The sequence below is a fragment of the Pantoea sp. EKM101V genome (assembly GCF_011800325.1).
Taxonomy (GTDB): Bacteria; Pseudomonadota; Gammaproteobacteria; order Enterobacterales; family Enterobacteriaceae; genus Pantoea; species Pantoea anthophila.
Window position 1 is genome coordinate 58,471 of record NZ_JAALFP010000003.1, and the last position, 13,424, is coordinate 71,894.

11 protein-coding genes are annotated in these 13,424 nt (G+C 60.2%); 7 read left to right on the forward strand and 4 right to left on the reverse strand.

The features are described from left to right. The first annotated feature begins 60 nt into the window (after positions 1–60). Positions 61–627, forward strand: a complete 567-nt coding sequence (locus tag HFD92_RS06470) for an NTP transferase domain-containing protein (RefSeq protein ID WP_167428547.1) — start codon at positions 61–63, stop codon at positions 625–627. Continuing rightward, positions 624–1,607, forward strand: a complete 984-nt coding sequence (locus tag HFD92_RS06475) for an XdhC family protein (RefSeq protein ID WP_167428548.1) — start codon at positions 624–626, stop codon at positions 1,605–1,607. Before HFD92_RS06470 ends, HFD92_RS06475 begins: the two co-directional genes overlap by 4 nt. On the opposite strand, the gene HFD92_RS06480 is transcribed toward HFD92_RS06475, so the two are convergent. Both HFD92_RS06480 and HFD92_RS06485 read right to left on the reverse strand, forming a co-directional pair. Continuing rightward, on the reverse strand, positions 1,596–2,732 hold the full coding sequence (locus tag HFD92_RS06480) for an ABC transporter substrate-binding protein (protein WP_167428549.1): 1,137 nt from the start codon (positions 2,730–2,732) through the stop codon (positions 1,596–1,598). The two genes, HFD92_RS06475 and HFD92_RS06480, sit on opposite strands and share 12 nt — an antisense overlap. Next, positions 2,719–4,842 (reverse strand): TonB-dependent siderophore receptor, encoded by a 2,124-nt coding sequence (locus tag HFD92_RS06485; protein WP_167428550.1) that lies wholly within the window; start codon positions 4,840–4,842, stop codon positions 2,719–2,721. The genes HFD92_RS06480 and HFD92_RS06485 overlap by 14 nt, the downstream gene beginning before the upstream one ends. 467 nt (positions 4,843–5,309) lie before the next feature. Here HFD92_RS06485 and HFD92_RS06490 point away from each other — a divergent pair, with 467 nt between their 5' ends. Further along, complete coding sequence (locus HFD92_RS06490) at positions 5,310–6,200, forward strand: MurR/RpiR family transcriptional regulator (RefSeq protein WP_009092811.1); 891 nt, start codon at positions 5,310–5,312, stop codon at positions 6,198–6,200. 176 nt (positions 6,201–6,376) lie between these two features. Continuing rightward, entirely contained in the window at positions 6,377–8,350 is a 1,974-nt protein-coding gene (locus HFD92_RS06495) for an autotransporter outer membrane beta-barrel domain-containing protein (protein ID WP_167428551.1), read from the forward strand. Positions 8,351–8,445: 95 nt separating this feature from the next. Here the strand turns inward: HFD92_RS06495 and sfnG are convergent, their stop codons facing one another. After that, on the reverse strand, positions 8,446–9,534 hold the full coding sequence (gene sfnG / locus HFD92_RS06500; RefSeq protein WP_167428552.1) for a dimethylsulfone monooxygenase SfnG: 1,089 nt from the start codon (positions 9,532–9,534) through the stop codon (positions 8,446–8,448). Positions 9,535–9,802: 268 nt separating this feature from the next. Between sfnG and HFD92_RS06505 the strand changes: the two genes are divergently transcribed. After that, positions 9,803–10,273 (forward strand): GNAT family N-acetyltransferase, encoded by a 471-nt coding sequence (locus tag HFD92_RS06505; protein WP_140923265.1) that lies wholly within the window; start codon positions 9,803–9,805, stop codon positions 10,271–10,273. Positions 10,274–10,366: 93 nt separating this feature from the next. Next, a complete protein-coding gene (rluF, locus tag HFD92_RS06510; protein ID WP_140923264.1) occupies positions 10,367–11,245 on the forward strand; it encodes a 23S rRNA pseudouridine(2604) synthase RluF in 879 nt (292 codons plus the stop codon). 60 nt (positions 11,246–11,305) lie between these two features. Here rluF and HFD92_RS06515 read toward each other — a convergent pair whose 3' ends face one another. Beyond that, complete coding sequence (locus HFD92_RS06515; protein WP_167428553.1) at positions 11,306–12,358, reverse strand: SDR family oxidoreductase; 1,053 nt, start codon at positions 12,356–12,358, stop codon at positions 11,306–11,308. A gap of 103 nt (positions 12,359–12,461) precedes the next feature. Between HFD92_RS06515 and HFD92_RS06520 the strand changes: the two genes are divergently transcribed. After that, positions 12,462–13,358, forward strand: coding sequence for a LysR family transcriptional regulator (locus HFD92_RS06520; protein WP_167428554.1), 897 nt, complete (start codon positions 12,462–12,464; stop codon positions 13,356–13,358). Positions 13,359–13,424 lie beyond the last annotated feature (66 nt).

The following is a 13,424-nucleotide window of genomic DNA, read 5'->3' on the forward strand; positions in this document are numbered from 1 at the left end:
CAGAGGTCAGGCGGGCGCAGGCTGAGGGCTGCGCCCGCTTTTACGCTGCAGGGAGAGAGTGTGAAGATAGCGTTAATTGTGCTGGCTGCCGGACTGAGCCGCCGTTTTCGTCAGCAGGCGGGCGAGCATAAGTTACTGGCCCGCCTTGATGGCAAACCGCTGCTGCAACATACGCTGGAGCAGGCCGCGGCCAGTGGACTTGACCTGTTCGTGGTGACGCGTCCCGACGCCCCTGCGCTTCAGGCGCTCTGCACCTCCGCCACGCTGGTATTGTGTGACAGCGGCGGACTGGGGGAGTCGATCGCGGCAGGCGTTAACGCCACGCGCGACTATGACGGCTGGCTGATTGCGCTGGGGGATATGCCGTTTGTGTCAGCCGCGAGTTACCGCGCCGTCAGCACGGCGCTGGCAGACGCGCCTGTCGTCCGACCCTGGGTGACGGGCAGGCCGGGGCATCCGGTGGGCTTTCAGCGTCACTGTTATCCGGTCCTGAGCAGCCTGCAGGGCGACAGCGGACCGCAGGCGCTGGTGAACGCGTCTGCCGTCCGCCTGCCGCTGCACGATCGCGGCTGTCTGTGTGACATCGATTTTCCTGCCGATCTGCAGTTAATAAAGGAATTTTCATGATAACGCTGGATCAACGCGTCATTAATGCCGCCCTCCGCCACTCTCAGGCGGGGCGGGCAGTGTGGCTCTGCACGGTGCTGCGCACCTACGGCTCCTCCCCGCGCGCACCGGGAACACTCATGACGGTCAGTGAGACCGGAGAGAGTTGCGGCTCGCTGTCGGGCGGCTGTATCGAAGAGGATTTTCTGGCGCAGCTGGCTACCGGGGCTTACCGCAATAGCAGTCAGCGGGTGCGTTACGGCGAGGGCGGGATGCGGCCTGATGTCAGCCTGCCCTGTGGCGGCAGTCTGGAGATCGTTATTGAGTTTCTGCCGCCCGATGAGGCCACGCTGGCCCTGCTGACGGCGATGCAGCGGGCGCTGAGCGGGCAGCAGCCGCTGGTGAAAATGATACGCCCCGGTGAACGGGCGCAGTGGGAGGCCATCGCCGCCAGTCGGGTATTACCCGCACTGGATGCCAGCGAGCAGCAGATCGTGCTGCCGGTGGGGGCGATTCCGGAACTGCTGGTCGCGGGCTATTCCAGCGTAGCCTATGAGTGCATCCGGCTCGGCCAGATACTGGGTTTTCATGTGCGGGTCTGTGAGCACCGTCCGGAGATGCTGACGGAGCTGGAGAGCCATTTCGGCGGCGCAGACAACGTGACGCTGGTGTCACAGCATCCGGCGCGCTGGCTGGAACTCAACGGGGCGCATGCGGCGGTGGCGATTGTGGCGCTGACCCACGATCCGCGCATCGACGATTTGACCATGATGGAGGCGATCGCCACCCCTGCCTTCTACATCGGCATTATGGGCTCAGCAAAAAACAGTGAGAAGCGGCGGGCGCGTCTGCAACAGATCGGCGGTATGGATCGTGCCGAACTGGATCGCATCCATGCGCCCATCGGTCTGCCTATCGGCAGCAAAACCCCGGCAGAGATTGCGCTGTCGGTAATGGCCGATATTGTCTGCATCAAAAACGGCGGCCAGTCAGCCGCCTGACCGCGCCGTGTCCGGTGCCAGCCGGTAGAGGTAAGTGCCGGAGAAGGGGATCGGCAGAAATCGCTGGAACAGTTCACGCAACGTCTGCTCCGGGTCAACATCGCTGAACAGCTGCGGATAGAGCGTGGTGGCAAAGAACTCGGTTGCCACCACGTGCCACGGACTGAGGTAAAAGTTGTGCCAGATCGCCCCGGTGTGGCCGTCCCGCAGTGCGGTCAGCTGCTTCAGGGCGTGCTGCTGACCGGTCAGTGCCAGCAGGCTCTGCCGGGTCTGCGCGGCGGAGACGTCGGGTCCGAGTTGAAGTGCCCCAGCCTCATCCGCGCTGCCGGTGCCGGTGGCAAAGTAGAAGTCGGGCCGGGCGGCGATGACGCTCTCCTCGCTCAGTCGCCCGAACACCCCGTTGACCTGCTGGCTGGCGATGTTATCCCCGCCGGCAAAGCGCAGCAGGTCGCCCAGATTACCCTTTACCGAGGTCACGCAGCATTCATTTCGTCGGCCAAGATGCAACTGCAACAGCACGCGGGGCCGGGGGCCAGGATAATCAGCCAGCCGCGTTTCAATGCGCTGCATATGGGTGCGGTAAAAATGATTAAACTCAGCAGCCCGCTGAGGCTGATTCAGCACGTCCCCCAGCAGCGTCATGCTGCGTTCCGTATTGTTCAGCAGGTCAACCCGCAGGTCGATCTTCACCACCGGGATATGCGCCGCGCTGAGCATCTTCTCCAGCAGGGCGCCGTTTTCACCGTCACGCGCCAGCTGCGGCAGGACAACCACGTCGGGTCTGAGTGCAATCACCTGTTCAGGGTTCATGTCATTGACCCCATCCAGCCCCAGGGGTGTAATCTCGCGCATCTGCGGAAACTGGCGGGCAAAAGCCTGCCAGGTCTGAGGATCATACTTTTTCAGGTCGAGCGGCCACCCCACGATATGCTGCAGCGGATTGCCTGGGGTCAGCAGCGCGACGCTGTAGAGCATCCGGCTTTCACCCAGCACGATGCGTTGCGGATGATCGGGCAGCGTCACCTGGCGACCGGTGATGTCGGTCAGCGTCCGCGCGCCTGCGCCGACGCTGATGCAGAGCAGGCCGAGCAGCAGCCCGGCACGCAGCGATTTAAAATTCCACACGGGCCTGTACCATCAGGTTACGGGTTTCACCTTCACGGACGCGCAGATTGCCGCCGCTTGAACTGTAGTAGTGCTGGTTGAACAGGTTATTCAGGTTCAGACGCAGCTGGGTTTTTTCACCAAACAGGTGATTGTTCCACGCCACAAAGGTGTCTGCCACCACATAGTCGGGCAGGGTAAAGCTGTTATCAGGATCGCCTGCACGGGTGCCGACATAGCGGGCACCGCCGCCGAGTCGCAGTGAGCCTGGCAACCCGCTGACCTGCATCTCATGACTCAGATAGAGCGCACCGGACTGGCGAGGCGCATTCTGCAGCCGGTTGCCGTTGTTGTCCGGATTAACCCGGTCGCTGACGATCTCCGCCTGGTCATAGCTGTAGCTGGCGCTGAGATCCCAGCCGGGAGAAATCTCGCCGTTCAGTTCAAACTCCGCGCCGGTAGATCGCGCCTTATCAATCGCCCGCGTGCTGCCATTGATATTCAGCGACATCGCCTTTTCATCAATGCGATAGAGAGCCACGGTCGCCAGGAGTGTCGGCGACAGCTGCCATTTACTGCCGACCTCCCAGCTGGTGCCCTGTTCCGGCCTGCCGACGTTGCCATTGTCATCCACGTCGGTGGAAGGGGTAAACGACTTGCTCACGCTGGTGTAGAACGAGAGATCGGGCGTCAGTTTGTAGATCACCCCTGCCTGCGGCAGAAATTTATTTCCCTCATCGTTCAGGGTTTCCACCTGCGGATTCACACCGCGTGAGGCCCGCTGTTCGTAGTGCTGATAACGGCCGCCCAGCACCACAATCCAGTCGGATGAGAGCGAAATGCTGTCCTTAAGATAGAGTGAACGGCTGTGAATGCGGTTCAGGTTATTGGCCGCGGTTCTGTTTTCCGTGCTGGCATCGGTCACCGGAGAGAGCAGGTCATAGTCGGGACTGAAGTAGCTGAACTGACGGTTGACCCTGCCCTGATACTGATGCGCGCGGTAGGTCTGGTTCATCTCATAATCTGTCCCCGCCACCAGCGCGTGCGACATACCGAGGATTTCTGTATTCCCCAGCAGATCCCAGCTGACATATTTGGTTTTATGGTTAAAACCACGATTGGCATCGGCACGGCGCGTGACCACGCCGCTGCTGGCATTCACCGCCGTCACCCGCACTTCATTGTTGTCATAGCGCCGCTGGTTCCAGCCCAGGGTCAGACGGGTGGTCCACTCGTCGTTAAACTGCCAGTCGTAGTGCGCGTTCAGGGTTTTGTTATGTCCCCAGGCGTGATTGGCTTTGTCATCCAGACGATCTTTATAGCCGATATCAATCGGCCGGCCATTGATAAAGGCGGTGCCGCGATCGTAGGGGATATCATAACGGTAGTCGGCATAGCTGATCAGAAAGCTGGCCTGCTCACCGAACCATTGCAGTGAGGGGGCCACCAGCGTGTGCTCCTCACGGCCGAAGTTGCGCCAGTAATCCTGATTCTGTTTCTCGGCAATCAGCCGGAAGGCGAAACCCTTGCCCAGCGGCCCGGTGACGTCCAGCGTACCTGCTCCGCCGCCTTCGCTGGCGTAGCGTCCGCTGACGCTGGAGTGCCAGTTGTACTGCGGCTTTTTGCTGACCACATTGATGATGCCGCCCGGATTCTGAATGCCATAGAGCAGGGAGGAGGAGCCTTTCAGCACCTCCACCCGCTCCGTGGTGGCATCGACGTTAAGGCCCTGACTGCTGCGGATCCCATCGCGGTAGATCGACCCGTCGGCATTGCTGCCGAAGCCGCGTCGCACAAAGCCATCCTCGGTTCCGGCCAGGGTGTTCGCTTCGCTCACCCCGCTGACAAAACGCATCGCTTCTGCCAGCGAGCTGACCTGATAATCCTCCAGCTGCTGCTGTGTTACCACGCTGACCGACTGTGCTTCATCAAGCCGGGCAGTGGGCATTTTGCTGGCAACGCTGCTCTGGCTGGCGCTGTAATTTCCCTCCGGATTCGCCTCTGCGGTGACGGTGATATCCGGTGCGCTGTCGGTTGCTGCTTCAGCCTGCGGCAGCAGGATGCTGCCGCAGATCGCCACGACCAGAGCAGAGTGCCGGGCCGGATAACGGGAGTCTGAACTGTTTTTCATTTTTCTTTTCGTTTCTGAAGCTGAGGTCAATAACGCCCGGCATGACCTTCTGTCGGTCACACAGGGCTTCCCTGGAGGTCTTCTGCAACATGCAGTGTGTTAAACAGCGAAGCGTTAAGCCGGAAGGGGGGAAGAACCTCTCACCGCCCCGACGACAATGCTTCTCATCTGTAATTGAGAATCATTCAATCATCAGCCGGTGTAGTAGTAAATATAATTTAATCGTAAAATACTACATTTCGCCTGAGGCAAATTTTCAGCGGAAGGCTAAGTGAAGCTATGTTTATCTGTCTGTAATATAATTAAATTATTTATTTTTAGTCTGAATGTTGACGCTTAATCCACAGTGTTAACAGGTGAATAATCAGACACCCCGACTCTTTCACTACATCTTTTTCGCCGATCGAGTCGTGAAAATGAGAGCAAGAGAGAGACGAAAAATTAATTTCCCCTCAATCAGGTTAAGCATGAAATCGATCCGGACAGTAAAGAACAGAACCGATGTGCTGGCAGAGCGCCTGCGCGCCAGGGAAAAGCAGCTTTCGCCGCGTCTGCTTGCCGTAGCCCGTTACCTCGATCAACAGCGCGAAACGGTGCTGGAGAGCACGGCAATGGAGATCGCCCTGGCAAATCAGACCTCAGATGCCACCGTCATCCGCGCGATTCAGGCCCTGGGTTTTAGCGGCCTGCGCGACCTGAAAGAGACGCTGAAAGTCTGGTTCGGCCCGGCGCTGACCTCCGAAGATAAGATGGTGACGACCGTCAGTGAGGTGACCAGCGACGTGAGCAGCGCCATCGACTTTGTGCTGTCGGGCCACCGCCACGCCTGTGAGGTGCTCTCTCAGCCGCAGAACCGCGTGGCGGTCGCGGATGCGGTCACACTGCTGAGCGAAGCGCGCGCCGTCGCGATTTTTGGCATCAACGCATCGGGCATTCTGGCGGACTATAGCGTGCGGCTGCTTAACCGCATCGGCCTGCCAGCCTTTTCACTGAACCGTTCCGGTGTGGCGCTGGCTGAACAGATGCTGGCGATGCAGCGGGGCGATGTGCTGGTGATGATGGCGCAGCAGTCGGCGCACCGGGAGGGGACAACGGTCGTGCGTGAGGCGAAACGGCTCGGCATTCCGCTTGTCCTGCTGACCAACGCCACCGACTCCTTTTTTGCCCGCGAAGCCGATGTGGTGATCAACGTGCCTCGCGGCGGTGAAAAAGGACGCATTCCGCTGCATGGCACCATCATGGTCTGTCTGGAGATGCTGATCCTGTCGGTGGCTTCTGCGATGCCGCAGCGCACGGTCAAAACCATGAAACGTCTGCAGGATTTCTATCGTGGCCTGAAGCCCGCCACTAAAAAGTAGCCGCGCTGACTCCGTTGTAGCTGGTGCGGCCGCAGACCGCTTTCACGCCAGATTTTTCCCGCTTTGCGAGCCAGGTCTCGCCTTTTTCTCAGCCTCTTTCGCCGGACGACTACGCTTACTGCTAACCGCGCCATCGGGTGCGGTTCGTCCTCCTTTACCCCTGTGCGGAGCTGCTGATGAAACCCCTTCACGCGCAAACCCTTTTCTGCTGTGCGATCCTGAGTCTGCTGTCACCGTTGCCCGCCGCGGCATGGAGCCACCTCACCGTCTTTGGCGACAGCCTGAGCGATGGGGGGAACGTAGGGCGCTTTACCTATGATGGCGCAACCCACCCGCTCTATGACGAGATCGTCGCGCAGTCGCTGGGCGATACCTTACGTCCTTCATCGCAGGGCGGAAACAACTATGCCGAGGGCGGCGCCGTCGCGGTACCGGCGATCAATCCCCTGTTTAACACCCAGGATCAGCTGCAAAGTTATCTGGCAGCCCGCGGCGGGCGGGCCGATCCCGATGGCCTCTATATCCACTGGATCGGCGGCAATGACTTAGCGGCGGCGGCGCTCTCCCCCCTGACTGCCCGGCAGCTGGTCGATAACAGCGCCGGTGCGGCGGCCTCACAGGTTAGCCGGTTGCTGGATGCCGGCGCCGGAACGGTGATTGTGCCGACGGTGCCCAACGTGGGGGCCACCCCCGCGCTGTTGCAGGCGATTCTGCAGACGCTCGGACCTGCCGCGCAACCGGCCACGGCGGCGCTGTTTCAGTCGCTGAGCACCCGCACCACGCCAGACCGGGCCGCGCGCGAGCAGGCGATTGAAACGGCCCTGGGTGAGGCGGCGGGGCAGCTTTCTGCGATTCCGCCGATCCGTGAGGCGCTCGCGCAGCAGCTGATTGCTGCCTGGCGGTTGCTGAGTGAGGCCGCCTCGGCGCTGACCGACCGTTACAATCAGGCCGAAGAGGAGGGGCTGCTGGCTGCCCGCGGCAACATCGCACGGGTAGATATCAATGGCCTGTTTAATGAGGTGATCGATAATCCGGGCCGTTATGGACTCACCAACACCGCCGGCATGGCCTGCCCGCCCGGCGTGTCGTCAATGGACTGCACCACTTCCACGCCGGGATTTTCATCCTCGCAGCAGTATCTGTTTGCCGACCGGCTGCATCCCAGCCCGGCCGTCCATGCGCTGATCGCCGATTACATTCAGTCAGTGCTTAACGCACCGCTGCAGGTGGCGGCGCTGAGCCGTGCCCCCTCAATGCTGGTGGGCGATGCGCAGAATACGCTGGATGGTCATCTGCAGCAGCAGCGTCAGCAGCCCGCAGAGGCGGGCACGTTAACCGTTTTTGGCGGTTACGCCGGGCAGCAGCGGGATTTTCGAGGCGACAGTCTGCTGGATGGGGATGCCACCAGCGCCACCGGCACCGTGGGGGTGGGCTATCAGCTGACCGATGCGTGGCAGGCCGGCGCGATGCTCTCCACCACCTCGCAGCGCCAGCAGCCCTCGTCGCGCTTCGATTACCGCTTGCGAGGTAATCTGGTGGCGATCTGGAGCCAGCTGAACTACCTCGACCACGGCTGGATAAACGCGGACGCCCACTATGCCGATCTGAATTTCGACGATATTAAACGCCAGGTGAAACTGGGGCCTGCGACCCGTACCGAACAGGGTAACAGTGGCGGGAAAGTGCTGGGGATGCGGGTGCAGACCGGCTGGGATCTTCCCGTTGGCCGTTACGTCACGACCGGGCCGGTGGCGAGCTATGCGCTCGACTACACGCGGGTCGGCGGCTATCAGGAAGAGGGCAACAGCAGCACCTCTATGCGCTTTGGCGACCAGACGCTGCACGCACAGGTCGGCTCCCTGGGCTGGCGTATCGACAGCAAAGATTTGCCGGTCAATCCCTGGGCGCAGATCAGTTACAACCATCAGTTTGGTAACAGTGATTCCGCGGTAACGGCCGGACTGAAATCGACCCGCACCGCCTTTACCCGCAGCAGTGATGGCAGGGATGACAACTGGATCAACATGGCCGTGGGAGCCAGCGTGCCGCTGGGTGCCGCAGTGAATGCCTTTGCGGGCGTTTCGGCCGTGGCGGGTAACAGTGAGACGCATCAGGTGACGTGGAACGTGGGAGTGAATGCCCGTTTTTAACCGGGCAGATCAAAGGCGCTGACGTCCTGAACCTGCTGCCCCGCCAGCGCGGAGCGGCAGATAACCTGCAGCACAGCCAGCAAAGAAAGCGGCAGCTATGCGCGAACCAGCGCTTCCTGCGCCTCCAGCTCACGCACCCGGGGTATGACCTCGCGTCCGAAGAATTCGACTTCTTCATGAAAGTGCAGAAACGCCAGTAGCAGAAGATCCACACCGGCCCGCTTCAGCGCGATAATCCGTTCGGCAATCTGCTGCGGTGTACCGATCAGATTGGTTTTAAAGCCATCGTTATACTGCACCAGATCCTCAAACGACGATTTCGCCCAGTTTCCCTCGCCCTCCGGTGATGCGCTGCCCGCATTTCTGACCTCATGCTGAAAGCCTTTGACCGCATCCGGGTTAGCTTTGCGGATGATCTCCTGCAGCACCGCCTGCGCCTCCTGCTCACTGTCACGGGCAATCACAAAACCGTTCAGGCCGATCCGCACCTTGTGCTGGTTGACGCTGGCTTTCGCCCTGATGTCGGCCACCTGCTGACGCACCCCCTCCGGGGTATTGCCGTTGGTGAAGTACCAGTCTGACACCCGGGCGGCCATATCCCGCGCCGCCCGTGAACTGCCGCCCTGAAAAATTTCCGGCAGCGGTGACAGCGGTTTCGGTTTCATGGCGTAGTCGCGAAAGCGATAAAAATCCCCGGCAAAGGTAAAGCTCTCTTCGCTCCAGATGCCGCGCAGGCAGCGGATAAACTCTTCCGAGCGCAGGTAACGCTCTTCATGATCGAGCCAGGGTTCGCCGATCGCCTTAAATTCGCCCCGGAACCAGCCGCTGACAATATTCACGGCGATGCGCGGCCCATAGAGATGACTGATGGTGGCGATCTGCTTCGCCGCGAGCACCGGATTCCACGGGCCGGGCAGCAGAGCCGCAATTACTTTCAATCGCGACGTCTGGCTGAGCAGATCCTGAGAAAAGGTGACCGACTCATGCTGATTGTCCGCGCCGTAACCGGCGGTAAAACGGATCTGCGTCAGCGCGTAGTCAAAGCCCGCCTCTTCGGCAATCTGTGCCAGTTTCCGGTTATATCCGGCATCCCAGCGGGTACGCTGCTCTATCTGACTGATCACCAGTCCGCCTGAGACATTCGGCACCCAGTAGGCGAACTGCAGGGGTTGAGTTTCTGACATCGTTGCTCTCCTGATATAGCTGAATCACTGGTAACGTAAATTCATCCAAACTTTCAGATATAAAAGAAAGGGCTAAGCAGTAACCATGCCAGTCAGTAAGCCGCTGTTTTAACAACAGTGAATCCGGATTGACGCCGCCGGTACTGTTGCAGATGCAGCAGGATGAAAACAGCCGGTTTGCCGATGCAACAGCTCTCTTCAGTCGCTAGCCGAGCGCGCCGCAACGTGGTGTGATAGCGAACCGGGTGTTCAGCAAAAGGAGGGCAGTATGATAGTCAGAGAAGCCTCGCCTGAAGAGGCGCATCGTTTATGGGAGATCAGAAATCGGGCGATCCGCCACGGCTGCCAGCATGTCTACCCGCCAGAGATGCTGACCGCCTGGACGCCAGACCGGATGCCCGCCAGCTTTACGGCGATGATCCGCGAGAACCCCTTTTTTGTGATTGATGGCCCGGACGGCGAGCCGGTTGCGACCGGGTTACTGGATCTCAGCGCGGCCAGCGTGGAGGCGATTTTTACGCTGCCTGAATTTACCGGACAGGGCCTGGCGGGCCGGATTATCGACAGAATCAAAGCGGAGGCGCTACAGCGTGGCTATCACCGTCTGACGCTGGCTTCGACGCCCAACGCCGCCGGCTTTTATCAGCAGCATGGCTTCCGGGTTCTGGGCGAAAGCCTCTATCCTTCGAAGCTGGCGGGCTGTGCGTTACGCTGTGTGGAGATGGCGATTACGCTCTGACGCTCTGCTGCGCGGGGCGCGCCACAAGTTTCCCGCGCAAAGACTTCGCAAGCTCACGCCGGTAAGGTATAGTCCGCGTTTTTTGGAGGAACCATGCTGACTGACTCATCAACTCGTCTCAATAAATACATCAGCGAGAGCGGTATCTGCTCCCGCCGCGACGCCGATCGATACATCGAGCAGGGCAACGTTTTCATTAACGGCAAACGCGCCACTGTGGGCGCGCAGGTATTTGCAGGCGATGTGGTGAAGGTGAATGGTCAGCTGATCGAGCCGCGTGATGAAGAGGATCTGGTGCTGATCGCGCTGAACAAGCCGGTGGGGATTATCACCACGATGGAAGAGGGCGAGCGCGATAACATCAGCGACTTCGTTAATCACAGTAAGCGCGTCTTCCCGATTGGCCGTCTCGACAAAGATTCTCAGGGCCTGATTTTCCTGACCAACCACGGCGATCTGGTAAATAAAATCCTGCGCGCCGGTAACAACCACGAGAAAGAGTATGTGGTGACCGTCGACAAACCGATCACCGATGAGTTTATTGCCGGTATGGGCGCGGGCGTGCCCATGCTCGGCACCGTCACTAAAAAGTGCAAAGTGAAAAAGGAAGCGCCGTTTGTCTTCCGTATCACGCTGGTGCAGGGGCTGAATCGCCAGATCCGCCGTATGTGTAAGCACTTTGGCTATGAAGTGACGAAGCTTGAGCGTACCCGCATCATGAATGTCAATCTCAAAGGCATACCGCTGGGCGAGTGGCGCGATCTGACTGACGACGAACTCATTGAGCTGTTTAAACTGCTGGAAAATTCTTCGTCGGAAGAAAAACCGGCAAAGAAAGCCAAAGCGCCTGCTAAACCTGCGGCGGGAAAAAAAGCGCAGAAAGGCCCGGCGAAACCGGCTGAAAAAGCGGATGCCGGTGGTGCCTCACGCAAGCGCTTTACCCAGCCGGGCCGCAAGAAGAAAGGGCGCTGAGGCCTTGCCCTCGCAGAGCGCCACCCCTGCGCGCTCTGCCTCACGTCTCTGATCCGGGCTTCACGGAATGAGGCGGGCCGCTCTGAAGCGACTGAACAGATCGCAAAACATCTGATCCGTCGCGCGATAGTGGTGAAACCCCGCCCGCCGCAGCTTGCTGCCATCACCAAACATGTCGTAATCCCAGCCAAAGACAAAATCCGCAAATGTTCCATCACTCAGGGCCAGAATGTCGGGCTGCACCAGGGCGTTCTCTTGCGCAATCTTCCGCCAGAGCCCACGGTAATCCTGAAAAAGCTGCCGGAAGGAGAGAGCAACTGGCGGCGCGATCGCCAGTTCAAACCAGGCGGCGATGACCGGCCACAGTTCACTCCAGCGCCAGAGATCGCCATTGTTGATATTGAAGGCCTGGTTGGCCGCCGCGGGCGCACGTGCGGCCCAGAGCGTCGCATCGGCAAGCAGTGAGGCGTCGGTAAAGTCGACCATACTGTGCCAGGTTGCCAGCGAACCCGGAAAGCGTAACGGCAGCCGCGCCGCCCGGCATAGCGAAGCATACAGCGCCAGACTCAGGGCCAGATTCATGCTGTTGCCCGGCCGGTCGCTGCCCACCACGCCGGGTCGCAGGGCGCTCCAGTGCCAGGCTTTACCCTGCTGCTGTGCGCTCAGCCAGGCCAGCTGTGCGGCGTTAAATTCGGCACCCGGCACACCGGGGTCGCTCTCCCGCGCCGGGGTTTTGAACCGGCCGAGATGCGCGCCGTAGACTTTGTATCCCTGCATCAGGCTGACATGCTCAAGCGGCGCGATAGCCTCAATGACCCGCACCAGATTCTGCAGCATCACCAGATTAGGCTCCACCATCGCCTGCCAGTCAGCGGCGCTGAGCCAGGCACTGTAGAAGAGATGCGTGACGTCAGTCAGCGAAGCGAGCTGCTGCGCACTCTGCTCCGGATCCCGCAAATCGACCCGGAAGGTTTCCATCCCGCTCCCGGCAGCGGCAGCGCGGTGGGTCAGCGCCCTGACCTGCCAGTGATTGTCAGCCAGCGCCTGACAGAGTTGCTGCCCGACAATCCCGCTGGCGCCTGCCACTAATGCCACCCTGTTTTTCTGCGTCATGCTTACCTCCACTCTCTTGTTGAGTAACGGAACGCATTCTCACCTGCCAAAGATTCTGATTAAATCCCACCAACCGGATATCACTTATCAGGAAAATCATTGAATGCAGAACAAACTTAACGCCATTTGGACCTTCATCCGGGTGGCGGAAGCGGGCTCCTTCTCGGCGGCGGCACGACAGAACGGCATGAGACAATCGGCCGTGAGTCAGCAGATTGCAGCGCTTGAGGAGGCGCTGGGCGTCGTGCTGCTGCACCGCACTACCCGCAGCATGGCGCTGACGGAGCAGGGGCAGCGTTATCTGCAGCAGGTCAGACACCTGCTCAATGCGATGGAGGAGCTGGAGCAGCAACTGCGGCCCGACTCGCAACCGCTGAGCGGGAGGGTGCACATCCAGTTACCGAGCGGCATCGGCCAGCGGTTGATGCCGTCTCTGATTGCGTTCCAGCAGGCGCATCCGGCCCTGCAGTTAACCCTTGCGCTGGAAGATCGTCTGTCAGACCTGATTGCGGAGGGCGTTGACCTGGCAATTCGCCTGAGTGAGTCGCCGCCCCCCACGCTGGCGGCCCGGGTACTGACCACCGTTGAAACCGTGCTGGTGGCGTCCCCTGACTGGATTGCCCGTCACGGTACTCTCCAGACACCGGCTGAGCTGGCGCATCATCCCCATGTCCGTTTCAGCGGCGTTTCCCCGGACGCCCCGCTGCAGTTGCTCTCGGCGACAGATAGGATCTCTGTTCCGGTGAAAAGCGTGTTTCGCGCCAATAACAGCGATGCCCTGCGGCAGGCTCTGGAGGCCGGGCTGGGGATTGGCGGATTGCAGACCCCGATTGGCGCGGAGGCGCTGGCATCCGGCAGGCTGGTACGGCTGTTACCGGACTGGCGGCTTCCCGACCGCTATCTCTACGCCATTTTCCCTGATGCCCGTTTTATTCCTCACCGGGTACGCACGCTGGTGGCGCGGTTGAGTGAAGTGCTCAAAACCCTCGCGCAGTTGTGATCTCATAAGCCGGACATCGCGCGTCATCAGGACGCGCCTCTCAGCTGCCTGCTCTGTGCGGTGAAA